Source organism: Aeromonas sp. FDAARGOS 1416 (assembly GCF_019048085.1).
Lineage (GTDB): Bacteria > Pseudomonadota > Gammaproteobacteria > Enterobacterales > Aeromonadaceae > Aeromonas > Aeromonas veronii.
The window spans coordinates 1,927,667-1,952,001 of sequence record NZ_CP077301.1 but is presented as its reverse complement, the minus strand read 5'-3'; the positions used below and the strand labels follow the sequence as shown (position 1 = coordinate 1,952,001).

Annotated in this window: 18 protein-coding genes; all 18 read right to left on the bottom strand. The window is 61.9% G+C overall.

The window, feature by feature from the left end; all coding sequences use genetic code 11:
* Positions 1 to 105: 105 nt before the first annotated feature.
* The 18 genes from nuoN to I6L46_RS08515 all read right to left on the bottom strand — a co-directional run bounded on the left by nuoN (position 106) and on the right by I6L46_RS08515 (position 24,207).
* Positions 106 to 1,569 carry an NADH-quinone oxidoreductase subunit NuoN gene (gene nuoN / locus I6L46_RS08600; RefSeq protein ID WP_042056116.1) on the bottom strand — a complete coding sequence of 488 codons (1,464 nt, stop codon included), beginning with the start codon at positions 1,567 to 1,569 and terminating at the stop codon, positions 106 to 108.
* Positions 1,566 to 3,110 (bottom strand): NADH-quinone oxidoreductase subunit M, encoded by a 1,545-nt coding sequence (gene nuoM / locus I6L46_RS08595; protein ID WP_005337249.1) that lies wholly within the window; start codon positions 3,108 to 3,110, stop codon positions 1,566 to 1,568. Before nuoM ends, nuoN begins: the two co-directional genes overlap by 4 nt.
* 98 nt (positions 3,111 to 3,208) lie before the next feature.
* Positions 3,209 to 5,056 (bottom strand): NADH-quinone oxidoreductase subunit L, encoded by a 1,848-nt coding sequence (gene nuoL / locus I6L46_RS08590; protein WP_216977887.1) that lies wholly within the window; start codon positions 5,054 to 5,056, stop codon positions 3,209 to 3,211.
* On the bottom strand, positions 5,053 to 5,361 hold the full coding sequence (nuoK, locus tag I6L46_RS08585; RefSeq protein WP_216977886.1) for an NADH-quinone oxidoreductase subunit NuoK: 309 nt from the start codon (positions 5,359 to 5,361) through the stop codon (positions 5,053 to 5,055). Before nuoK ends, nuoL begins: the two co-directional genes overlap by 4 nt.
* Positions 5,358 to 5,909, bottom strand: a complete 552-nt coding sequence (nuoJ, locus tag I6L46_RS08580) for an NADH-quinone oxidoreductase subunit J (protein WP_005337246.1) — start codon at positions 5,907 to 5,909, stop codon at positions 5,358 to 5,360. The genes nuoK and nuoJ overlap by 4 nt, the downstream gene beginning before the upstream one ends.
* Positions 5,910 to 5,919: 10 nt before the next feature.
* The gene (nuoI, locus tag I6L46_RS08575) at positions 5,920 to 6,462 is read right to left on the bottom strand and encodes an NADH-quinone oxidoreductase subunit NuoI (RefSeq protein WP_005337245.1); all 543 of its coding nucleotides are present in this window, start codon (positions 6,460 to 6,462) and stop codon (positions 5,920 to 5,922) included.
* Between the two features lie 10 nt (positions 6,463 to 6,472).
* A complete protein-coding gene (nuoH, locus tag I6L46_RS08570) occupies positions 6,473 to 7,441 on the bottom strand; it encodes an NADH-quinone oxidoreductase subunit NuoH (protein WP_005337244.1) in 969 nt (322 codons plus the stop codon).
* On the bottom strand, positions 7,438 to 10,194 hold the full coding sequence (nuoG, locus tag I6L46_RS08565) for an NADH-quinone oxidoreductase subunit NuoG (RefSeq protein WP_216977885.1): 2,757 nt from the start codon (positions 10,192 to 10,194) through the stop codon (positions 7,438 to 7,440). Before nuoG ends, nuoH begins: the two co-directional genes overlap by 4 nt.
* A 41-nt stretch (positions 10,195 to 10,235) precedes the next feature.
* Positions 10,236 to 11,621, bottom strand: coding sequence for an NADH-quinone oxidoreductase subunit NuoF (nuoF, locus tag I6L46_RS08560; protein ID WP_005351112.1), 1,386 nt, complete (start codon positions 11,619 to 11,621; stop codon positions 10,236 to 10,238).
* Positions 11,618 to 12,160 carry an NADH-quinone oxidoreductase subunit NuoE gene (gene nuoE / locus I6L46_RS08555; RefSeq protein WP_234928252.1) on the bottom strand — a complete coding sequence of 181 codons (543 nt, stop codon included), beginning with the start codon at positions 12,158 to 12,160 and terminating at the stop codon, positions 11,618 to 11,620. Before nuoE ends, nuoF begins: the two co-directional genes overlap by 4 nt.
* An 80-nt stretch (positions 12,161 to 12,240) precedes the next feature.
* Positions 12,241 to 14,046 carry an NADH-quinone oxidoreductase subunit C/D gene (gene nuoC, locus I6L46_RS08550; protein ID WP_216977884.1) on the bottom strand — a complete coding sequence of 602 codons (1,806 nt, stop codon included), beginning with the start codon at positions 14,044 to 14,046 and terminating at the stop codon, positions 12,241 to 12,243.
* Positions 14,047 to 14,048: 2 nt separating this feature from the next.
* Positions 14,049 to 14,723 carry an NADH-quinone oxidoreductase subunit B family protein gene (locus I6L46_RS08545; RefSeq protein ID WP_005344917.1) on the bottom strand — a complete coding sequence of 225 codons (675 nt, stop codon included), beginning with the start codon at positions 14,721 to 14,723 and terminating at the stop codon, positions 14,049 to 14,051.
* Between the two features lie 29 nt (positions 14,724 to 14,752).
* On the bottom strand, positions 14,753 to 15,157 hold the full coding sequence (locus I6L46_RS08540) for an NADH-quinone oxidoreductase subunit A (protein WP_005344919.1): 405 nt from the start codon (positions 15,155 to 15,157) through the stop codon (positions 14,753 to 14,755).
* A gap of 379 nt (positions 15,158 to 15,536) precedes the next feature.
* A complete protein-coding gene (locus I6L46_RS08535; RefSeq protein WP_021231425.1) occupies positions 15,537 to 16,106 on the bottom strand; it encodes a DUF1566 domain-containing protein in 570 nt (189 codons plus the stop codon).
* 13 nt (positions 16,107 to 16,119) lie between these two features.
* Entirely contained in the window at positions 16,120 to 17,559 is a 1,440-nt protein-coding gene (locus I6L46_RS08530) for a DUF1566 domain-containing protein (RefSeq protein WP_216977883.1), read from the bottom strand.
* 59 nt (positions 17,560 to 17,618) lie between these two features.
* Positions 17,619 to 20,066: a proprotein convertase P-domain-containing protein gene (locus I6L46_RS08525; protein WP_216977882.1), complete on the bottom strand. Its 2,448-nt coding sequence runs from the start codon at positions 20,064 to 20,066 to the stop codon at positions 17,619 to 17,621.
* Positions 20,063 to 22,069, bottom strand: coding sequence for a prolyl oligopeptidase family serine peptidase (locus tag I6L46_RS08520; protein ID WP_216977881.1), 2,007 nt, complete (start codon positions 22,067 to 22,069; stop codon positions 20,063 to 20,065). The genes I6L46_RS08525 and I6L46_RS08520 overlap by 4 nt, the downstream gene beginning before the upstream one ends.
* Positions 22,069 to 24,207 carry a TonB-dependent hemoglobin/transferrin/lactoferrin family receptor gene (locus I6L46_RS08515; protein WP_216962214.1) on the bottom strand — a complete coding sequence of 713 codons (2,139 nt, stop codon included), beginning with the start codon at positions 24,205 to 24,207 and terminating at the stop codon, positions 22,069 to 22,071. The genes I6L46_RS08520 and I6L46_RS08515 overlap by 1 nt, the downstream gene beginning before the upstream one ends.
* Positions 24,208 to 24,335: the final 128 nt, after the last annotated feature.

The window sequence follows — 24,335 nt, the reverse complement described above, 5'->3', positions numbered from 1 at the left end:
TCATTTGCTGGCTCGCGGAGTGCGCGATGCTGTCGGTCCGCAAATAGAAAACCGGCAGCCAAGGCTGCCGGTTTTGCGGGTAATGAGGGGTAGCGACGGTAAAGGTTACTGCAATACCACGTGCTGGAACCCTTGTACCAGGCTGATGACCGGCTGGGGATAGAGCCCCAGCAACACCACCAGCACGGCAGAGAGCAGCACTACCACACCACCGGAGGAGAGAGCCCAGTCGGCGCTGGCATCGCGCTGCTGCATACCCGGTTCGCGCAGATAGAGGGTTACCATCACCTTGAGGTAGTAGTAGAGACCCAGTGCGCTGCCGAGCACGATGGCACCGGAGAGCCACCAAAGCTGCGCCTCGACGGTGACGCCGATGAGGTAGAACTTGCCGATAAAGCCGAGGGTCATCGGGATGCCCGCGAGTGACAACATCATCACCGTCAGTACGGCAGTCAGATAGGGGCGCTTCCAGAACAGACCACGATAGCTGTGCAGGGAGTCTGCATCCTTGCCGCGATAGGGGCTCGACATCATGCTGACGACGCCAAAGGCGCCGAGGCTGGTGAAGAGATACATCAGCAGGTAGACCCCGGCCGCTTCCACCGGCATCTGGCCGAATCGGCTCGCCACGATCACCGCCAGCAGGTAACCGAAGTGGGAGATGGAGGAGTAACCCAGCATCCGTTTGACGTTGGTCTGCACCAGGGCCAGCAGGTTGCCGACCATGATGGATATGACCGCCATGGCTGCCAGCAGCCAGTGGATCATGGGATCGCTCGCCGCCGGTACCGCCAGATAGAAGCGCAACAGCACGGCAAAAACCGCCACCTTGCTGACGGTGGCGAGGAAGGTGGCGACCGGTGCCGGGGCACCTTCGTAGACATCCGGGGTCCAGAGGTGGAAGGGGGCCAGGGAGAGTTTAAAGGCAAAGCCGACCAGCATTAACCCCAAACCGCCCATCAGCAGCGGATGGTGAGCCGGGCTCTCGGCCAGGGTCTGCCCCAGGGCAGCAAAGCTCAGGCTGCCAGCCTGTGCATAGAGCAGCGCCATGCCAAACAGCAGGAAGGCGGTGGCGGCGGCAGAGAGCACCATGTATTTCACCGCTGCTTCCAGCGAGTGGCGCTCGCGGTAGGCGTAACCCACCAGACCGAACATCGGCAGGGTCAGCATCTCGATCCCGATAAAGAGAGAGGCGAGGTGACGGGAGCAGGCCAGCACCAGACCACCAGCGGTGGCGATCAGCAGCAGCAGGAAGAACTCTTCCCGGTTGTCCGGGTAGGCTTTCAGCCACGATTGACCGAAGGTGCAGGTGGCCAGGGCGCCGATGAGCACCAGTCCCATATAGAAGACGGCGTAACTGTCCACTTGCAGCAGCGGGGTGACCCCCTGATCCCCCTGAGCCATCACGATGGGCAGCGAGAACAGTGCCAGATTGAGGCCAACAATGGTCACGGTAAAGGCGGTGGTGACACAGCGGCGCCACGCGATGGCCAGCATCAGGGCCGCCATGGCCCCGGTGGTCAACAGCAGGGGAAGCAGTGCCAGCAGTTGGGAAGCGGAGAAAGTCATTGCAGGGCTCCAGCAGTCGGCAGCAGATACCAGTGCAGCACGTTGATAAGGCTGCTGCTGGCGGTATCAATCACGGGTTGGGGATAGAGGCCAAGCAGAACCAGCAGTCCCGCGATCACCATCATCATGGTCAGCTCGCGGCGATCCAGTCCCTTGAGCATGCTCTCATCCTTGGCGGGGCCAAAGCAGGCGCGCTGCAACATGATGAGGGAGTAGACCGAGGCCAGTACCAGACCGAAGGTGGCGACTGCCGTGATAACAGGGGCAACCTGGAAGCTGCCGACCAGGATCAGGAACTCGCCGACAAAGTTACCGGTGCCCGGCATGCCAAGCGACGCCACCGAGAAGAAGAGCATCACGCCGGGCAGATAGCGCAGGCGTCCCCACAGGCCGCCCATCTGGCGCAGATCCCGGGTGTGCAACCGCTCGTAGAGCTGACCGCAGAGGATAAAGAGGCCGGCAGCGGAGAGACCGTGGGCGATCATCTGCACCACGGCGCCCTGCAGGGCCAGTTCGCTACCCGAGTAGATGGCGATCATCACAAAGCCCATGTGGGAGATGCTGGTGTAGGCTACCAGCCGTTTGATGTCGGTCTGGGCAAAGGCCACGATGGCACCGTAGACGATCCCGATCAGGCCAAGCACCATGGCGTAGGGAGCAAATTCGGCGGACGCTTCGGGGAAGAGCGGCAAGGCAAAGCGCAGCAGACCGTAGGCGGCGGTTTTCAGCAAAATACCGGCGAGATCCACCGAACCTGCGGTCGGCGCCTGACTGTGGGCATCCGGCAGCCAGCCGTGCAGCGGTACCAGCGGCATCTTGACCGCGAAGGCGATAAAGAAGCCCAGCATCAGCAGCCACTGAACGCCCTTGCTCATCGGTGTATTGAGCAACTCCAGATAGTTGAAGGTGAAGACTCCGGTGGCATGCTGGTGGGTCAGCACCAGCCCGATGATGGCCACCAGCATGATAAGGCCGCTCACCTGGGTGTAGATGAAGAACTTGGTTGCGGCGTTGATCCGTGATTTGCCGTCAGTTACCGAATGGCCCCAGAGCGCAATCAGGAAGTACATGGGGACCAGCATCATCTCCCAGAAGAAGAAGAAGAGGAACAGGTCCAGCGCCATAAAGACCCCGAGCACGCCGCCCAGGATCCAGAGCAGGTTGAGGTGGAAGAAGCCGATGCGCTGCACGATCTCTTTCCACGAACAGAGAATGGCCAGTACCCCGATAAAGCAGGTGAGGATCACCATCAAGAGCGACAGGCCATCCACCGCCAGATGCAAAGAGATGCCAAAGCGCGGGATCCAGGGCAGGCGCCACTCGGCGGCCCAGGCTGAGGCAGCACCGGAGACGCCCGCGCTGTCGAGACCCGTGGTGGCAAGGGAGAAGTCACCACTTAGCCAGATGGCACAGGAGAGCAGCAGGCTGGCGCTCATGGAGAGCAGGGCTACCCAGCGGACAAACTGCCCGCCGAGACGCTCCATCTGCCAGCAGAGCAAGCCGCCGATAAAAGGAATTAGCAAGATCCAGAGTAAGGTCACGGTATCAGCTCTCGTTCAAGTTCATATGAGATTGCGCTCCCTGTTCCATCAGGGAGAGCAAACAGCCCGGCTGTACGATCTTCGTGTTGTTCATCGCGTTATCCCAGCAGCAACAGCGCCAGCACCAGCACGGCGCCGATCCCCATGGAGGCGGCATACCAGCGCAACTTGCCGGTCACGGTCCAGGCCAGCAGCTGGTTGCCACGCAGGGCAAGCCAGGCGGGCAGGCCCATCATCCAGTCCAGCGGATCCTGCCCGACCAGACGGGTCGCCAGCAGATAGGGTTTGACCCACAGCTGGTCATAGAGCCAGTCAAAGCCCCAGGCGTTGAACCAGAGGGTGCTGAGCAGCCGGCCTGGCGCGCTGTTGGCAATGGAGGTGGCCAGACGGCGCTCACCAAGGAACAGAAACGCGGCCAGCGCGATGCCAGCAATGGCGATGATGCCGGAGGTTATCTCCAGTGCATGACGACCCTCTTCGATATGATCACCCGGGCCTGCCGGCAGCACACCTGCCAGTGGCGGGGTGATCAGTGCCCCGATGCCGGTGGAGAGCACCAGCAATACCAGTAGCGGCAGATGGTGAGCCAGACCGTGACCAGCGTGGGCTTTGGTCTGCTCTTTGCCATGGAAGGCGATAAAGATCAGCCGGAAGGTGTAGAGCGAGGTGAGGAATGCCCCTACCAGACCTGCCCACAGCAGAGCGCTTTGGCCCGATGCTTCCACTTGCCACAGGATGGCATCCTTACTGTAGAAACCGGAAGTGACCAGCGGCAACGCCGCCAGCGCCGAGCCACCCACCAGGAAGCAGGCATAGACCAGCGGCAGGCTCTTGCGCAGGCCGCCCATCTTGAAGATGTTCTGCTCATGGTGGCAGGCAACGATAACGGCACCGGCGGAGAGGAACAGCAGCGCCTTGAAGAAGGCGTGGGTCATCAGGTGGAAGATGGCCCCTTCCCATGCGCCGACACCGAGAGCCAGAAACATGTAGCCAATCTGGCTCATGGTGGAGTAGGCGAGGATCCGCTTGATATCGGTCTGAACCAGCGCGGCAAAGCCTGCCAGCACTAGGGTGATGGCGCCAACCAGCCCGACCAGATGGAGGATCTCTGGCGCCAGCAGGAACAGGCCGTGGGTACGGGCAATCAGGTAGACACCGGCGGTCACCATGGTGGCGGCGTGGATCAGCGCTGAGACAGGGGTCGGGCCTGCCATCGCATCCGCCAGCCAGGTTTGCAGCGGCAGCTGTGCCGATTTGCCGACCGCGCCGCCCAAGAGCATCAGGCAGGCCAGCGACAGGGCAGGGGAGCCCTCGGCAAACAGGGTCGGGGCACGAACCAGCAGCTCGTGGATATTGAGGGTGCCCAGTTCCCGATAGAGGATAAACAGGCCGATGGCGAGGAAGACATCACCCACCCGGGTCACGACAAATGCCTTGAGGGCCGCCGCTCCGTTCTTGCGATCCTTGTAGTAGAAGCCGATCAGCAGGTAGCTGCACAGCCCTACCCCTTCCCAGCCGAGGTAGACAAACAGCAGGTCATCGGCCAGTATCAGAAACAGCATGCTGGCGATAAAGAGGTTGGTGTAGGTGAAGAAGCGGGAGTAACCCTCTTCCCCGCGCATATACCAGGAGGCGAACAGGTGGATGAAGAAACCCACCCCGGTCACCACCCCCAGCATGGTCAGCGACAGGCCATCCAGTGCCAGCGAGAAGCTCGGGGTAAAGTTGCCCACCGCCATCCATTGCCACAGGCGCTGGACATAGACGCCCCCCTCGGGCGGGTTGCCCAGAAAGTCGATGCCCACCCACAGGGTAGTGAGGGCCGACAGGCCAATGGAGCCTACCCCGATCAGCGCCGAGGTACGCTCACCAAACCGGCCGAGGGAGAAGGCCAACACCAGCCATCCCAGCAGCGGAAATAGAAAAGTCAGATATAAGAGGCTCATCCGCGCATCTCGCTCACAGTGTCCACGTTCAGGGTGTGGTAACGACGATAGAGCAGCAGTAACAGGGCAAGGCCGATACTGGCCTCCGCTGCCGCCAGAGAAATCACCAGGATATACATGATCTGGCCATCGGCCTGGGCCCAGCGGCTACCCGCCACCACAAACGCCAGTGCCGAGGCATTCATCATGATCTCGATATTCATCAGGATGTAGAGCAGGTTGCGGCGGATCAGCAGACCGCACAAACCGATGCAGAAGAGCACCGCGGCCAGCAGGAGGCCGTGCTCCATAGGGATTCCATTCATTGCTGACCTCCTTCTTGTGCAGAGCGGGAAGCAGAGCGCGGGACGGAGAGCACTTCACCGCTCTTCTCTTCCCGACCCAGGTGATAGGCGGTTACCAGACCCGCCAGCAGCAGGATGGAGGCAAGCTCCACCGCCAGCACATAGGGGCCAAAGAGCTCGACACCCACCTGCTTGGCGGTCACTTCGGTCACTCCGATCAGGCCGCCGGTCACCCCGAGAATGCCGTGGGCCAGAAAGCCCAGCAGGATCAGCGAGAGCAGGGCTGGGCCCCCCCAGGTCATGGGGGTGAGCCACTTTTTCTCCTGCGCCTGGGCACTCCCCAGGTTCAGCATCATCACCACGAACACGAACAGCACCATGATGGCGCCGGCGTAGACGATCACCTGCAGGGCGCCCGCAAAGGCGGCACCCAAGCAGAAGAAGATCATGGCCACGGCGATGAGGGAGATGATGAGATTGAGCAGCGCATGCATGGGATTGCTGGTGCTGATCACCCGCAGCGTGCTGTAAATGGCCACCAAGGCCGAGGCATAAAATGCCAGTTCCATGATTGACTCCTCAGGGCAGCAGGCTCTTGACATCGATGGGCTTGGCTTCGTTTTCGGCATCCCCTTTCGGCTTGCCGTCGATGGCCATCCCGCTCATGCGATAGAAGTTGTAGTCCGGGTATTTGCCGGGCCCGCTGATCAGCAGATCCTCCTTCTCGTACACCAGATCCTGGCGGCGATACTCACCCATCTCGAAATCCGGTGTCAGCTGGATGGCGGTGGTGGGGCAAGCCTCTTCACACAGGCCGCAGAAGATGCAGCGAGAGAAGTTGATGCGAAAGAACTCCGGATACCAGCGACCATCTTCCCGCTCGGATTTTTGCAGCGAGATGCAGCCGACCGGGCAGGCAACTGCGCAGAGGTTGCAGGCCACGCAGCGCTCGTCCCCGTCGGGGTCACGGGTCAGCACGATGCGACCGCGGTAGCGGGGGGCCGCATAGACTGCCTGCTCCGGATAGTTGAGGGTTTCACGGGGCCGCCAGGCATGGGAGAAGACCATGGCCAGACTGCGTAACTGGGTGCCGACACCCTGAATAATGCTAACAATTTTCATATTGAGTGCCTCACTGCGTACTTATCAGTACAACTGCCGCGGTGACCAGCATATTGATCAGGGTCAGCGGCAAGCAGACTTTCCAGCCAAACGACATCACCTGGTCAAAGCGCGGGCGAGGCAGGGAGGCCCGCAGCAGGATGAAGAACACCATGAAACAGGCGGTCTTCAGGGCAAACCAGATGAAGGGGGGCAGCCAGGGGCCGTGCCAGCCACCGAAGAAGAGGGTCACGATGAGCGAGGAGATCAGCACGATGCCGATATATTCGCCCACGAAGAAGAGACCCCACTTCATCCCCGCATACTCGATGTGATAGCCATCGGCGAGCTCCTGCTCGGCTTCTGGCTGATCGAACGGGTGACGGTGGGTGACGGCGACACCGGCAAACAGGAAGGTGACAAAGCCCAGGATCTGGGGCACCACGTTCCACAAGTCTGCCTGTGCCTCGACGATATCCCGCAGGTTGAAACTGCCGGTCTGGATCACAATCCCCATCAGGGATAGCCCGAGAAACACCTCGTAGGAGAGGGTCTGGGCCGAGGCGCGCAAGCTGCCGAGCAATGAGTATTTGTTGTTGCTCGACCAGCCGGCGAACAGCACCGCATAGACCGCCAGCCCCGCGATGGCCAGGATGTAGAGCAGCCCCACATTGAGATCCGCCACGCCCCAGGTGGGGGTGATGGGCACCACCGCAAACGCCAGAATAAAGGCGGTGAAGGCGATGATGGGGGCCAGGATAAAGATCCGCCGATCAGCGAACGGCGGGATCCAGTCCTCCTTGAAGAACATCTTGATCATGTCGGCGGCCAGCTGGAGCAGACCAAACGGCCCCACCCGGTTGGGGCCGTAGCGATCCTGCCACAGGGCCAGCAGACGGCGCTCGATGAAGCTCATGAAGGCGCCAGCCCCCACGATCCCCACCAGCACGATCAGTGCCTTGCCCACCTCCAGCAACAGATCGATCAGCGACTCGCTCATGCGATCACCTCCTGCAGGTTATTGATATATGCCTGTTGCAGCGCAGTTGGCAGGCCGTTGACGCCAAGGGGCAGACCCACCAGACCGGCCGCCAGCTGCTCGCTCAGACGCAGACGCAGTTGCCAGTGGCTACCGCCCCAGGAGAAGGAGACCTGACTGCCCCCGTGGAGGGCCAGACGCTGCGCATCAAGGGGATTGAGCACCAGCTCGGGTTCGTTCATCCGGGCCTGAATGACCGGGCTGCGAGCGGAGAGCTCCTCGCCGCCAAACAGCTGGGCATAATTGACCACTTGCAGCGCCTCTGCGGCCTTGAAGGGGGCAGGGATGGTGGTGAACCAGCCGAGCAGCTCCTTGCCTTCTGCCTGCGGGTCTGTTGCTTCCAGCAGACGGCGACCCGGATCGCCAGCACGCAGTTTGCCACCCACTTCATCCTGGAACTTGTTCCAGGCGGAGGGAGAGTTCCAGCCCGGCGCCCAGGCGAACGGTACTTGCGGCAGCGGCTGACGGGCTCCGGCATACCCTTCCATGGAGAAGTTGAAGGGGGAGTCGGGATCTTGCGCTACCCGCGGCTCGCTGACGTTCTGATCCGCCAGCATGGAGGTGCGACCGCTGTAACGATGCGGCTCACGGGCCAGTCGCATGCCACGGATCCGCAAGCCTGCGTTGGGCGCCGCTTCCAGCATGGTAGCCAGCAGCGGATTGCTGGTGGCGCAGTCATGGTTGACCTGGTCGAAGTTCTGCCAGCGCAGCGGCTTGCGTTCGATCGCCCCTTGCAGCGCCGCCAGCCAGCGCCACCCTTCACGCACCTGAATATCGGCGTTGTAGAAGGCGGGCGCATAGACCTGGAAGAAGCGCTGGGCGCGCCCTTCCATGTTCACCAGGGTGCCATCGGCCTCTGCAAAACTGGCCGCTGGCAGCACCAGATCTGCCTTGTTGGCGGTCGGGGTCGCCTGATGGTCGATGACCAGCAGGTGCTGCAGCCGTGCCAGCGCAGCATCCACCCGGTTGCGCGGCGCGCGGCGGTAGAGATCGTTCTCCAGGGTGACCAGCGCCAACCCCTCTTCGGCCTCGATACGCGCAAGGGCGGCTTCGAGCGGCTTGTCTGACAAGGTTTGAGCGCCCAGCATGGCCAGACCCAGCGAGTTGGCCTCCTGGCCAACCAGCGCGATGCTGGCTTCCAGTCCACGGCCTTTCAGGGCGCGGGCAATGTTGCTGGCCGCCTCAAGCAGCGCCACCTCGCGGGCAGTGGAGCCTGCAATGATGAGCGGCTTCCTGGCGTTGCCGAGCAGTTCGGCCCAGCGAGTCGCTTGTGCCTGCTGCTCGGGGCAGAGGTCGGCCACGGCCGGTGCGGCCGGGTCGAGCAGGTTGGCGATGGCAAAGCCAATGCGCGCCTGATCGGCATAGGGGGCGTGCAGCTTGTCGGCCGCCACATCGTCCAGACGGGTGGTGTCGAGGCTGGTGATGAGCAGCGGGTAGCGCTCGTTCTGACCCAGGGTCTGAACGGCGGCGACTTGCCACAGATCCACCTTCATCTTGCGGGCCAGCTCGCGAGCCTTGCCCTTGACGGCTTGGCGCAGCGCCAGCGCGATACGGGCGGCGCTCATGGTGACATCTTCGCCGAGCAGCAGAATGACGTCGGCCTCTTCCATGTCCCGCAGGCTCGGAGTCGGCACGCCGCCCTGTTGCAGGATCTGCAGCATCTTCAGCTGACAGGCCCACTCGGCCTGCTCGACGCCTGCGTAGAAGTTGGCTTCACCCACCAGCTCGCGCAGGGCAAAGTTGCTCTCCAGCGAGGCGCGGGGCGAGCCGATGCCGATGAGGCCGCGGGCCGTGCGCAGGGCATCGGCGGCTCGGTTGAGGGCGCCATCGACCGTGATGGTCAGCTGGTCGTTGCCATCTTTGAGCAGCGGTTGGCGCGGGCGGTCCGCCAGATTGACATAGCCATAGCCAAAGCGGCCACGGTCACAAAGGAAGTAGTGGTTGACGCTGCCATGGAAGCGGTTTTCGATGCGGCGCAGCTCGCCATAACGCTCGCCCGGACTGATGTTGCAGCCCACGGAGCATTGCTGGCAGATGCTGGGGGCAAATTGCATGTCCCACTTGCGGTTGTAACGTTCGGAGTGGGTCTTGTCGGTGAAGACGCCGGTGGGGCAGACCTCCACCAGGTTGCCGGAAAATTCACTCTCCAGGGTGCCATCCTCGACCCGCCCGAAATAGACGTTGTCGTGGGCACCATAGACCCCGAGATCCTCGCCACCGGCATAATCCTTGTAATAACGGACGCAGCGATAGCAGGCGATGCAGCGGTTCATCTCGTGACCGATGAAGGGGCCCAGCTCCTGATTCTGGTGGGTGCGTTTGGTGAAGCGGTAGCGCCGGCTGTTGTGGCCGGTCATCACCGTCATGTCCTGCAGGTGGCAGGCGCCGCCCTCTTCACACACCGGGCAGTCGTGGGGGTGGTTGGTCATCAGCCACTCCACCACGCTCTTGCGAAATTCTTTAGCCTCTTCATCCTCGATGGCGATGTAGCTGCCATCGGTGGCCGGGGTCATGCAGGACATGACCAGACGGCCGCGCTTGTCATCGGCATTCTGATACTGTTTCACCGCACACTGGCGGCAGGCGCCAACGCTACCCAGCGCCGGATGCCAGCAGAAATAGGGGACGTCCAGACCCAGCGACAGACAGGCTTGCAGTAGGTTATCTGCTCCGTCTACCTCGTACTCTTTGCCGTCTACATAAATGGTTGCCATACAACTTCCCTGAAACCTGTTTTGTGAAATCTGTGGTGTCGTTACCAGCGCTCGCCCAGCAGATTGGGCTGGATCCCTTTGACCGGCTTGCGGTTATCACCGCTGCCTTTGATCCCGGCCTCGAATTCGGAGCGGAAATATTTGATGGCGCTGGCCAGCGGCTCGACGGCGCCCGGAGCATGGGCGCAGAATGTCTTGCCCGGGCCAAGGAAACCGCAGAGTTGCTCCAGGGTCGCCAGATCGCCGGATTGCCCTTCGCCACGTTCCAGTGCCCGCAGCAGCTTGACGCTCCAGGGCAGGCCGTCGCGGCAGGGCGTGCACCAGCCACACGACTCGCGGGCGAAGAACTCCTCCATGTTGCGCAGCAGGGAGACCATGCTGATGGAGTCATCCACCGCCATGGCGAGGCCAGTCCCCATCCGGGTACCTACCTTGCCGATACCGGCGGTATACATCTGGGCATCGAGGTGCTCCGGCAGCAGGAAGCCGGTGCCCGCGCCGCCCGGTTGCCAGGCTTTCAGGCGATAGCCGCTCTTCATGCCGCCGGCGTAATTTTCAAACAGCTCGCGGGCGGTGATGCCAAAGGGCAGCTCCCAGACCCCGGGGTTGTTCACCTTGCCGGAGAAGCCCATCAGCTTGGTGCCGTGATCTTCCGAGCCCGGCAGCGCCAGCCCGTGATACCAGGCGACTCCGTTGCCGATAATGGCGGGCACGTTGCAGAGGGTTTCGACGTTGTTGACGCAGGTGGGTTTGCCCCAGACACCTGAGACGGCGGGGAAGGGGGGTTTGGCACGCGGGTTGGCGCGGCGCCCTTCCAGCGAATTGATCAACGCCGTCTCTTCACCACAGATGTAGCGGCCGGCGCCGGTGTGGACGAACAGCTCGAAGTCAAAACCGGATCCCAGAATGTTCTTGCCCAGCAGACCGGCGGCCTTTGCCTCTTCCACCGCGCGGCGCAGGTGGATGGCAGCATCCACATACTCGCCGCGCAGGAAGATATAGCCGCGATAGGCCTTGAGCGCCCGGGCACTGATGATCATCCCCTCGATCAGCAGATGGGGCAGTTGCTCCATCAGCAGGCGATCTTTCCAGGTGTTGGGCTCCATCTCGTCGGCGTTGCAGAGCAGGTAACGGATGTTCATGCTCTCGTCTTTGGGCATCAGCCCCCACTTCACGCCAGTGGGGAAGCCCGCACCGCCGCGCCCCTTGAGACCGGCATCCTTGACGGTGCTGACAATCTCGTCCGGGCTCATCTGGCCGAGTGCCTTGCGGGCGGCTTCATAGCCCTGTTTGGCCTGATACTCCTCCAGCCACACCGGCTGGCCGTCATCCCGCAGCCGCCAGGTGAGCGGGTGGGTCTCGGCGGTGCGGGCCGTGCGGTTGGCGGTGCCAAGAGAGGCGAGGATCTTGTTTTGCGGCAGGCTCATGGGTAAGCCTCCAGCGTTTTCAGCAAGGTCACCGGATCGAGGCCGCCATAGGTGTCGTCATCGATCATGATGGCTGGCCCCTTGTCGCAGTTGCCAAGACAGCAGACCGGCAGCAGGGTGAAGCGGCCATCCGGGGTGGTTTGACCGGGGCCGAGGTTCATCACCTCCTTGAGACCGGCCATCAGATCTTCATGGCCATTGATGTAGCAGACCATGCTGTCGCAGACGCGGATGATGTGACGCCCTACCGGCTGGCGGAAGATCTGGCTATAGAAGGTGGCAACCCCCTCCACGTCGCTGGCGGGAATGCCGAGCTCGGACGCGATGGCATGAATGGCGCCGTCGGGAACCCAGCCTCTGGCCTGTTGCACGATCTTGAGCGCTTCGATGCTGGCGGCGCGGGGATCTTCGTAGTGGTGTTTCTCGTGTTCGATGGCATCGAGTTCAGCCTGGCTCAGAACGAAGTCGTCCTGTTTGCTGCTGCATGCCCCTTGCCCCTGTGGGGTCTGATTATTGTGACACTGACATTGCTGGCTCATGACTTGACCTTTGGTGGCTTGTCCTTTTACTGCTCGTCCGGCGATCCCGATTCCCGGCCATGGCCGGGAGGGCGGATCACTTAACGGTCCACATCCGACATAACAAAATCGATACTGCCCAGATAGACGATGAGGTCCGACACCATGCTGCCCTTGATCACCGAGGGGATCTGCTGCAGGTGAGCAAAGCTCGGGGTGCGGATCCGGGTCCGGTAGCTCATGGTGGAGCCGTCACTGGTCAGGTAGTAACTGTTGACCCCCTTGGTCGCCTCAATCATCTGGAACGACTCGGCAGCGGGCATCACCGGGCCCCAAGACACTTGCAGGAAGTGGTTGATCAGGGTCTCGATGTGCTGCAAGGTGCGCTCTTTGGGCGGCGGGGTGGTGAGCGGATGATCCGCCTTGAAGGGGCCCTCCGGCATGTTCTTCATGCACTGCTCGATGATCGACATGCTCTGGCGGATCTCCTCGATCCGCACGGTGGCTCTGTCGTAGGCATCACCATTGCTGCCGACCGGCACTTCAAAGTCGAACTGATCGTAACCGGAGTAGGGACGCCACTTGCGCACGTCGAAGTTGAGGCCGGTGGCGCGCAATCCGGCACCCGTAGTGCCCCAGGCCAGAGCCTGTTCGGTGGTGTAGGCGGAGACCCCGATAGTACGACCACGCAGAATGCTGTTGCGCATCGCGGCTTTCTCGTAATCCATCAGCCGCTTGGGCAGCCAGCTCAGCAGGTTGTCCTGGATCAGACGTTGCCATCCGTTGGGCAGGTCGTGGGCAACACCGCCGATGCGGAACCAGGCCGGATGCATACGGGCGCCGGTGATCGCTTCGATGATGGTGTAGATCTTCTGGCGGTCGGTAAAGGTGAAGAAGACCGGGGTCATGGCCCCCACGTCCTGGATATAGGTACCGAGGAACAACAGGTGACTCTGGATGCGGAACAGCTCCGCCATCATCACCCGGATCATGTCGACCCGCTGGGGCACCTTGATACCGGCCAGCTTCTCGACCGCCAGCACGTAGGGGAGGTTGTTCATCACCCCGCCCAGATACTCGACCCGGTCGGTATAGGGAATGTAGCTGTGCCAGGACTGGCGCTCGCCCATCTTCTCGGCACCGCGATGGTGGTAACCGATATCGGGCACACAGTTACGGATCTCCTCGCCATCGAGTTGCAGTACCAGCCGGAAGGCGCCGTGAGCCGAGGGGTGGTTGGGACCGAGGTTGAGGAACATGTAGTCCTCGTTCTCGTTACCACGTGCCAGACCCCACTCCTCCGGTTTGAACAGCAGGTTCTCCTGCTCCATGTCCTGTTTGGCGGCATCAAGCATGAAGGGATCGAATTCGGTGGCGCGCGCCGGGTAATCCTTGCGCAGCGGGTGACCCTGCCAGCTCTTGGGCATCATGATCCGGGTCAGATGGGGATGGCCATCGAAGGTGATGCCCATCAGATCCCACACTTCCCGCTCGTACCAGTTGGCATTGGGGAAGTGGTTGGTGATGGTGGGCAGATGCAGGTCACTTTCGGCCAGCGCCACTTTCAACATCACATCGGCGTTACGGTCGATGGAGATGAGGTGATAGAAGACGGTGAAATCGCTCTGGGGCAGACCGTCGCGATTGCTGCGCAGCCGCTCATCGGTGGCGCTGAGATCAAACAGCATCACAAACGGGGAGGGCACCTTGCGCAAAAAGCCCATCACATCCTGAAGCAGTTCGCGGGGAAGCCAGACCACCGGCACGCCAGTGCGCGTGGTCTGCACGGTGAAGTGCTCGGCCCCGAAGTGGGCAAACAGTTCGCCAATGACTTTGGCATCCTTGTGGTCGCTGGGCTGCCACTGGGCCATGGCGTAATTGCTGGGAAAATCACGAGTCAGTTTCATGGTCAGATCTCATCCGGCGTGCGCAGGTTGGTCACATTGATCCGTTCGCCGCGCTTGCGCTCTTTTTCGGCCTGCATCTGGGGACGGTAGATCCCCTGATCGCCCACCACCCAGGAGAGGGGGCGGCGCTCTTTGCCGATGGAGTCCTGCAGCAGCATCAGGGCTTGCAAAAAGGCTTCGGGACGGGGCGGGCAACCCGGAATGTAGACGTCGACCGGCAGGAACTTGTCCACCCCCTGCACCACGGAATAGATGTCATACATGCCGCCGGAGTTGGCGCAGGCCCCCATGGAGATCACCCACTTGGGTTCGAGCAGCTGTTCATACAGGCGCTGGATGACTGGCGCCATCTTGATGAAGGGGGTCCCTGCAATCACCATGAAGTCGGCCTGACGGGGCGAGGCTCGGATAACTTCGGCGCCGAAGCGGGCCACATCGTGGGGGGAGGTGAAGGCGGTACACATTTCCACGTAGCAGCAGGAGATGCCGAAGTTGTAAGGCCAGAGGGAGTTTTTGCGGCCCCAGTTGACTGTGTCTTGCAGCACCTCCTCGAGGCGGCCCATCATGATGCCGCGCGTCGCTTCTTGCGCCAGTGGGTCATCGACGGTCTGGCGCTGCTCCTGGGGGTAGCGCTCAACGGGTGCATCCGGGTCAATCCGGGTCAGGGTGTACTTCATGGTGCAACCTCAAGGAAAGGGTCTGTGGTTCAATCACTGTTTTTGTTGTTCAGCTGCGGTTTGCGCGGTGACCAGTCCAGTGCGCCGATGCGCCAGAGGTAGATCAGGCCGATAAGCAGCAGTCCGATGAAAATGGTGGCTTCAATAAAGCCGACCCAGCCGCTCTCCCGCACGGAGACAGACCAGGCAAACAGGTAAAGGGCCTCGACGTCGAAGATGACGAAGAACATGGCGACCAGATAGAACTTGGCGGAAAAACGCAGGCGGGCACTGCCAACCGAGTCGACACCAGATTCAAATGGCTTGTTCTTGGTGCGGCCGTAGGCGCGACCTCCCAGCAGGGCAGCGAGGCCTATCATCACCAGACAGATGGTGATGGCACCGATGACATAAATGGCAAAAGCCCAATGTTGAGCAGAAATATCAGCAAACATAGAGGTTTTTCCTAACCAAATTAATCAAGCGACTTAACAATAATGTTACGCATTATGACACTTTCGCACTGATTTACATGTCATTTTTACGGGTTAATTATTAATCGGTTAACCAGTAATTAAATTTTGTTAAGAAGCGCACTTTTTTGTTGGTTATGGCGGGCGAGAAAGGCCTGGAAAGCGCAGAGAGCTGCTCCTCGTTATCACCTGAAAGGGGTAAATGCCGCGGGCGAAGCCGGATCAGGTCGGTATCGCGGGCAGGGGGCACAGGTGGGTGAAGAGCGTGATGGCGGGTGAGGTAGGGGGGCGGCAAGAGCAATAAAAAGAGAGGCTTTCAAGCCTCTCCTGTCATCGCGTTCCGGTTTCGAGCGTGGGGCAGTCAGGGTTTATTGGCGACCAGCAAGACCTGATCCGGGTAGGCGCCAATGGCGCGAAGACCGATATCTCCCGAGGTGATATCCAGATACGCCCGCTGACCATTGGCGGAGGTTACCGTGCTGCTCATCAGATAGACATAGCCCTCATTGACCTCTTTACCGCCCCCCGCCATGGCGCGCGGGAAAATGGCTTCATTGAGAGAGGGCTTGTAGCAGGCATGCTCGACCAGGGTCGCCAGCTCCTTGATGTCGGGCAGGCGCCACTGGCTGATACCGCCGAAGTGATAGAGAGCATGGCTGCTGTCACTGCGGATCCGCTCCGCCACTTGCAGCCCCTGCTGCCAGTAGTAAACGGTCGGTTCCCCCAGGCAACTGCTGCCACTCCATGTCTGCCCCAGTTTGCAGCGCATCCAGGTGAGGCCGGTGTGTTGATCTGTGACGGTGCCGTTGCCATGGTCAAGAAAACGGGCAGAGGGGGCGGTGCGATCCATGGTGTCATCACAAATGGCAGCACCGTGGGCCAGGGGGGCCAGCAGTGCCAGCATGGCGAACGAAAAGCGATAAAGGCTCATGATATTCCTCGGGTTATTGGGGAGTGGCGACCAGTCGTACCTGCATTAGCTCGATATAGGTATCTTGCTGCACCAGCGCGGGATAGGTGGTGCCCGCATCTTCTCCCAGGAGCAGGACTGTGCGTTTGCTGATGGGGCCACCGGAGAAGCGCTGGGCGGTGTTGCTGGTGGCGCTCCAGTAGTAGCCATGGTAGGTGTCATCTTCCGAGGAGGCGATATCCGGGAAGTAACGGGTATCCACGATGATGCGTTGACCCAGCGGGTCCTTGGCCAGGCTGCCGTAGTGCATCAGTGACATCAGCTCACCCATGGTGGGCAGCCGCCACTGGCTGATGCCGCAGCGCTGCTCGCCATTGAGCCACTGCTGATACGCGCGGGTGGTCAGCATGGTGGTCAGCGCCTGTGCCCGGGCGAGGGCCGCCAGATCTCCTTCGGCGGTGAGCTGTTCGATCCTGTTATGAATATGCTGGTAGGCCGCTTGCTGCTCGCCTGCGGTCGCCTTGAACTGCTCATCCTCATAGGCAAAGGGTCTGCTTTTCCAGGCCGGGCTCAAGGGATCATCCGATTTGACCTCCCACACCAGACCGGTATTGAGATCCTTGACGCACTGCCAGCTCGTCGCGTTGTCAGGGAGCGCCTGACCGCGATCATCGAGTTTGCGATAGGCAAGCTGGGGACGAGTGCGATTCCAGCTGGCATCTTGTCCCGGATAGTCGGCGGGTTCCTGTTCCAGCAGCGGGTCGTTGCCATCGCTGAAGGTGGTGACTCCGGTGACGGTTAGCAGGTTGCGTGGCTGCTGCTGCACCAGCAGGGTCAGCAGCTTGCTTTGGGTATCTTCAGCGAACTGGCCGTTGCGTTGCCACTCCTGAGCCAATTGCGCCAGCATCAGGCTGATGGCGCGATAGCTGGTGGTGAGCAACTGGGTCTCCTTGGCGGTGGCAAGGCGTGTGCGGGCCTGTTGCTGCAAGCTGATCGCCACCTGTTGTAGCGCCTGATCAAACTGGCCGAGACCTGCGATGGCCGCGCGGTCGCCGCCCGGTTGCAGCGGCGCGAGATCGGCCAGCAGCTGCGTCAGTGCGCGATCGGCGGCCACCCCTTCGGCAATACGGCTCTGCCACAGGGTGCTGAGCAGGGTCGGTTGCAGCCGTTGTGGATCCCCTTTGGCGGCCGGATGTGCCAGCAGCAGGTCTCCGCTCCTCGGTACGAACAGCAGGGGCGAGTTGACGATGTTGGCCGAACGGCTGACCAGGGCCACAACTCCTTCGCCGCTGACGGCAGGGTCGGCAGGATCACATTGCCAGTTCTGATCCAGATCGGCGCACAGGGTACCGGCGGTCGGCAGAGCGACATCGACCCGGTAGTCCGGGATCGCCAGTGGTGCGTTATCTTCCCCGCCGCCACAGGCGCTGAGCAGGGCTGAGAGGGTTGCAATAACCAGTACGGATGGTTTCACTTCACATTCCTTGATTCGGTCACAGGTTCACGGGGGCGGTAACCCCCGTGGTACAGGATTCAACGGCGCGGGGTGCTCCGACGCCAGAGGCGGGGCCAGAGGGCCAGCAACAGCAGCAGGGGGGAAGTCATGCCGCCACCCCCTTCATCCTGCTCAAGGGTAATGATGCCGGTGTTGGGCAGGGCTTCATCCTTGTCGCAGCGGGCGCCGACTTGCTGGGCTACACGCCAGTTGCGCAACTGACCGGTGTCACCGGCGCTGGTGTCGTTGATCTCCAGCAGCCAGCGGCCAGCGAGCGGTTCGCCGTGCAGCTTATCGAGTGATTCGAACGGTACCAGTTCACGGGGAAACTCCCCCTTGAGCCGGGTATGGCTGGCGTAGCCCTTGTTCCACAGGCTGATCCGGGTACCGTAAGGGGAGGTGAGCCAGATCTCCAGCTGCTCCAGCTTGCTGTGCTCCAGATCGAGGGCGACCACGAATCCGCTGTCGATGCGGGCCTTGCTCTCGGGCAGGGTGAGAGTGAAGCGGGACAGGCCGTGCCGTTCATTGCTCACCGCATCCTTTATCTGGCCACCCTGGCCGATGGCCCGCTGCCAGAGCGGTTCACCGATCGGCAGTTGCAGGTCAAGGCGGGTCTGGCGCTCGGTGGGGCTGGGCAGGGTGAGCTGGAACTGCAGCGGCAAGGTGACCGCTTCGCCACAGGTCAGGTTGCTCGCTGCTTCCAGCGGCAGGGTCCAGCGGGCGCTGCCATTGGCGTTGAGCTCTCCCTGCCAGTGACCGTCACCCATGAGCCCCTTGCTCGGGAGCAGGCTGGCGTCAGCCACGGTCAGGGGGCGGCCGCTCTGGTTGGTCAATTCGATGGCGAGGCTCTTTTTCTCCCCGGGCAGCAGGTAGCTGTCATCGGCAAGGCGGGCCGCAATGGGAGTGGGCAGCAGGGCGTGGTGGCGGAAGGTCTGCTCCAGCAGCTTGCCATAGCTGCGATCCGGATAGAGGCGGTTGGCGGTATCCACGGTGACCCGCGCCAGCTGGGGCATCCGCACCTGCGGGCCGAGGCCGAAGTGGGATTCAATCAGCAGGGTATCGAACTCGTCACGGGCTACCTCGCCATACTGTTCAACGGCCTGGCGCAGCGCGGTGAAGAGCGGGGTGCCCCACAGCTGGTCGCCGTTGCTGCCGTTGATGGTGAGGTGAGCCGGATAGAGGAAGCCCGGATGATAGCGCGCCCGCAGATCATCGAGCTGACGGGGCGTCCGGCCGCTGATCCTGGCATCCCAGTTGAAGACCATGAAAGGCTCGAACTGGCGAGCCTCTGGACTACGCTGGCGCCAGCTGGCGGCCAGATAGTCGCTAAAGCCCTCGCCGATGGCGCCCCAGTCACCCTCTTCTCCCATGTCGGGCAGGATATGGTGCTGCACCGCATGGCCAAACTCGTGCCAGATCACCATGGGATCTTCCGCGTCGGGCACCCCTATCCGGCCAATTTCCAACCGGCGCAGGAAGGGGTCATAGAGAGAGTTGTCCTGCTCCCCGGCATCGGTATCGATGGCCAGGGGGCCGCCCATCAGCGTCGGGTAGCCAAGGGATTCCACATGGCGCTGGGCCAGATCCAGATGGTAGTAGCCATTGATATCGAGGAAGGCGGGCTGCTGGTGATCCAGCTGGAAGCCATCGGCATCAGGGCTGCTAAAGGGGGCAGTTTCCGGCGCCGTGCCATCCACGACCCGGGCGCGTGGGCCACTCAGCTGGTAGGTGTCATCCACCTTTTGTACCCTGAGCGGCACGGTGCGATAGGCCCCGTTGTCCAGCACCAGATCGTGGCGCCACAGCAAATTGCCATCTTGCAGTTGGGTGCGTGGGTCGAGGGCAAAGATACGGGCCTGCACCGTGGCCGCTTCCCCTGCCAGCGGTGCCGCTTCGGCACGGGTATTGGCCTCTTGCAGCGTGCGCCCCAGCAGGGCGCTGCCATCGCAGGTGACAAACAGTTGCCAGTGGCTGCTCTTGCTGTTGCCCGGCTGGCTTTCCACCGCCAGCAGACGCCAGGCCGCAGTCAGGGTGTCGCCATCCTGCCAGTACCAGGGCTGGGCTTCGTCACTGCCAGCGAATTGCCACACAGTACCATCCAGCGTGGCGGTATAGGCATCCACCCCGGCGCGGCTTGCTTCATCACATGGAGCCGCCTGTGCCTGCATCAGCCGGGTATTGTGATAGAGACGCCACGGGCGACCCCGCTCATCGAGACTGATGGCGGCCATCAGGCCGGCGATCGGTGCGCCATTGAGCTGCTGGCGATAATGCAGATAGTGGCCCAGCTTGCCTTGGCGCTGATAGGCCGGGGCATCACTCAGGGTGACGCCGAGCTGCTGTTCGAGCCAGAGGCGGGTATCGGCCGGGGCGTCCTGTTCGACAAAACGCAGTTCGGCGGCTTGAGTGGAAAAGCCAGCCAGCCCCAGCAAGAGGGCGGGCAACAGGGGTTTCATAGTGGTACTCCCAATCAGCGGCAGGGTCATTGATTTATCCCCGCCAGATGCAACAAGAAGGCAAATTCACGAGCCCGATCGCCACCACCGGCGCGGTGGCCTCCCTCCAATTCGGTCAGCAGCAGGTAGGGGCCGGAGCCCGTGCTGTGCTCCCGCAGGCGGGCCAGCCACTTGACCGGCTCCCAGTAGGGGACCTGGCTGTCGTGCAGGGCGGTAGTGACCAGCAGGGGTGGGTAGGGGGCGCGGTACAGGTTGTCGTAGGGGCTGATGCGGCGCATCGCCTGATACTCTGCGGGCTTGGCCGGGTTGCCCCACTCCTGATACTCCTGACGGGTCAAGGGGAGGGCGGGATCGCTCATGGTGCCGAGCATATCGACGAAGGGAACCTGCAACACGGCGCCGCTAAAGAGTGTCGGTTGCTGGTTGAGGGCCGCAGCAACCAGCGTGCCCCCCGCGCTGCCCCCCATGGCAAACATGGGCAGGGGGGCTGCGTCGGGCAACCAGTGGCGCAGGGCGTTGCCGGCTGCGATAAAGTCGCTGATGCCGTTCTGCTTGTTGATGCCCCGCCCGTCGCGGGTCCACTGCTCCCCCAGCATGCCGCCGCCGCGCACATGGGCGATGGCGTAGACAAAGCCCCGATCCAGCAGGCTCAACAGCTCTTTCTGGTAGTAGGGGCGCATCGGCGTGCCATAGGCGCCATAGCCGTAGAGCAGTACGGCGCGAGGGGCCAGATCCTTGCGCCACACCAGCGAGACAGGCACCCGGGTGCCATCGGCAGAGGTGATCCAGCGCCGCTCGCTCTGATAGGGCAATGCTTTATTGCCTGCGGTGTGCTGGTCGTTGATCCACTGGCCGCTGTTCAAATCCAGCCAGCGCTGGCCGGGGGGCTGGCTCAAGCCCTGACTGCGCACCAGAATACGGTCGCTGGCCGGGTCATGTTCTCCTTGCAGCCAGCCGGTACCGGCGCCACTGGCCAGCGGCAGGCGCTGGCGTTCATGGCCGTTGCGATCGAGCAGGGCGAGCCAATCCTCCCCCTGCTGGCGAAACTGCACCACCAGATGGCGATCAAACAGTCGCCACTTCTCGGGATCGCCGAGATCCTCCTCTTTGGCGGGCCACAGGCGCTGCCACTCACCGAGCGGCGTGCTGGCTGAGTAGAGGGCAAATGCCCCCTCCCGGTTGCTCTTGATCACCCAGCCAGACTGGCTGTCCAGATAGTATTCCACCCCGCGCTGGCGGGGTTTGATCTGCTGCGGCTTGTCCGAGTCGAGCAGGTACTGCTCCGAGCTGTCGTGGTTGTTGCCCTGCAACACCAGATGCTGGCCATCCGTGGTGCGATAGAGGCTGAGCAGCCAGGCGGGATCCTGCTCCTCATAGAGAGTCTGCTCCTGGCCATCCTGCCAGCCGCGCAGCTGCCAGGGGCGCAGGGTGTAGCGCTCGTTGGCGATGGTGTAGAGGGTGCGACCATCTTGTGACCAGGCGAGATCAGCGCTGCGCTGCGCCAAACTGGCCAGCACCTTGCCGCTCTGGAGATCGAGCAGGGTGACCTGATAGTCGAGATCGCCGCGCCTGTCTTCGGCGATAGCCAGCGTGCGGTTATCCGGGCTCAGAGCCCAGCCGCCCGCTTCGTAATAGGCCTCACCCGCTCTGGCGGGAAGCCGCTGCAGCACCTTGCCCCCGTGGCGTTGCCAGAGTGAGCCATCCGGGCGCAGCAGCCATGCCTGATCGCCGCGGACAAGCCAGTTCTCTGGCACAGATTCCCCCGCCGGATGACGGGCAAACTCGGCGCGCAAGGTTGCCTCCAGCGGTTGCTGCGCGGCGAGTTGCTGCTCGCTCCAGCGATTTTGCTGCTTGAGCAGGGCGAGAATGGCCGGGTTGCTACGGCTCTCGTCCCGCAACCAGAAGTAGGGATCCTGGCGTACGGGATTGCCTGAAATCAGGTGCGATTGGGACGGGATCGGCGGTGGCAGGGCCTCTTGCGCCCACGCCAACGGGGCGGCCAACAGGGCCGCCATGATTGCATGATGTTTCATCACATCCCCACGAAACGGTAGCTGAGGCTGGCTGACAGGTAGCGGCCGCTCTGGCTGTAGAGGGAGGTATCGCTGCCAGCCGGAAGTCCGGCCACATCCTGATAGCGGACGTAGCGGGTATCGAGCAGGTTGCCGATGGTGGCATTGACCTTGAGCGCCTCGGTGATCTGCCAGTCGCCTGTGAGATCCAGACTGAACCAGCCTGCGCTGCTCTGGCAGGCACCGTTGTAGCCAGTCTGCGCATTGGCGCATTGGGGCACCTTGGTCATGGCGGCGGCATAGTTGCCACTGAGCTCAACCCCCCAGTCGAGCTGTTGCCAGCGCAGGGTGGTGTTGCCTTCCAGCGGTGTCTGGGTGCGCAGCGGCTCACCGCGGTGATCCTTGCCATCCATCCAGGCCAGATTGGTCGAAAGCTCCCACTCGTCGCTCAGCCAGAGGCTGGCGGCCAGCTCGGCGCCCCAGGTTTCTGCTTTGGCGACGTTGCGATACTGGCGCAGGAAGACACCGTCATCGAGGCGAAAACCGGTCTGGCGCCAGTCGATGAAGTTGTAGTAGCGGTTGTAGAAAACGGCCGGTTTGACGCTCCAGTTGTCGCTTTGGCCATTCACTCCCCACTCCAGACTGTGGCTGGTCTCCTCCTTGAGGTTGGGGTTGGCAATGATCTCGAATGGCGGCATGGCAAAGTAGTGGGGAATGTTGCCGTAAACCTGATCGTAAGCGGGGGCGCGGAAGCCGTTGGCATAGCTGAGCCAGCTGCGCCATATCTCGTTGAAGCGGTAACTGGCCGCCACACTGGGGGAGATGTGGTCGCTGTGGTTCTCAGCCAGATTGCTGTCCGGTGCGCGCAGGCGCTGGCGGTCAAAGCGCAGGGTCGGGGTAAACTGCCAGCTGCCCAGATCGATCACATCGCTCAGCCAGATGCCATCGCGGCGGGTCTCGGCCTTGCTGAAGGGGGCTTTCTGACCCTGGGTGGTGATGCCATCTTCCAGGGTCAGATTGCTGACCGGTCGCTCGTGGTTGGCCTGCTCCACTTCCACACCGTAGCTGAAGGTGTGATCCAGCGAGCCGGTGCTCAGCTTGCTCTGCAACTCCAGCTCACTGCCAAGGCGCAGCTCCTCGAACGTGGAGAGGGTGCGCTGGCTGCGATATCTGGGATAGCCGCTCAGGGCATCGTTGCGCAGCAGCTGGCGCTGGTTGGCTTCGTTGCGTGACTGGTTGCCAAACAGGCTCCAGTTGAGGGTATCGACCATGCCCAGATCGTTGGCTTCCCAACTGAACTTGCCGCCCTGGGTGCGCTGATCGCCATCTTCCTGAAAACCGACCACGTCCCAGCTGCCATCGGGTTGGGGCACCGCTTTGGGCCCCATCTGGCGTTTGGCGTGATCCTCGTAGTAGTCCAGCTCCAGCCGCAGAGCGTGATGGGCATTGAGGGGGAGGCGGCTGCTGGTGGAGGCACTCATGCCATCCAGATCCGCCGGAATGCGGTTCTCCTCAAAGTTGGCGGTTTCGTTGCCACGCCAGCCGGAGAGGCGCAACAGATGTTCGCTCTCCAGTGCCCGCACCGCGCCGGTCATGCTGAGCTTCTTCTTGTTGCTGTCGCCACCGTAGAGGGTTTTGGCCGCCAGATAGCTATCTTGCTGTTGCAGATAATCTTCCGGCTGCTTGGTATTCATCACCACGGTGCCGCCGATGGCATCGGAGCCATGCAGGGAGGAGCCGGCCCCCTTGGCCACCTCAATTTGCTTGATGTCATCGAGATCGAAGTTGAAGCGACCCACCTTGTCATTGATGTTGTCGGCGCCAAAGCCGTCGCTGACGCGCACCCCATCCTTGATCAGCAGGATACGGTTGCCACCGATGCCGCGCACGCTGATGTTTTGCGGTCGCCCGGCAGAGCCGGTGACCGAGACACCGGGGATCTTGCGAAACACATGAGTCAGCTCGCTGGCGACCTGACGGTCCAGCTCTTCCTGGGTGATGACGGTGATGGAGCCGGAAACATCGGAGAGTTTCTGTTGTACCCGTTGCCCGGTGACAATGATGGTGTCGTCGCTGCGAGCCTTCTCCACAGGGGGAAGATCGGCCGCGCCAGCGGAGGCACACAGGAGTGCCGGCCATGCCTGAAGCAGTTTGTTCATAATGATAATTGTTTTTATTTAAGCCTGAAGGGCGGCATTATTGCAGAGGCCTGACCACTTGACAATAAATGGCAATTATTATCATTAAGATCTTATGGTGTTGATATTATTGAGTTATTTGTTTTTAG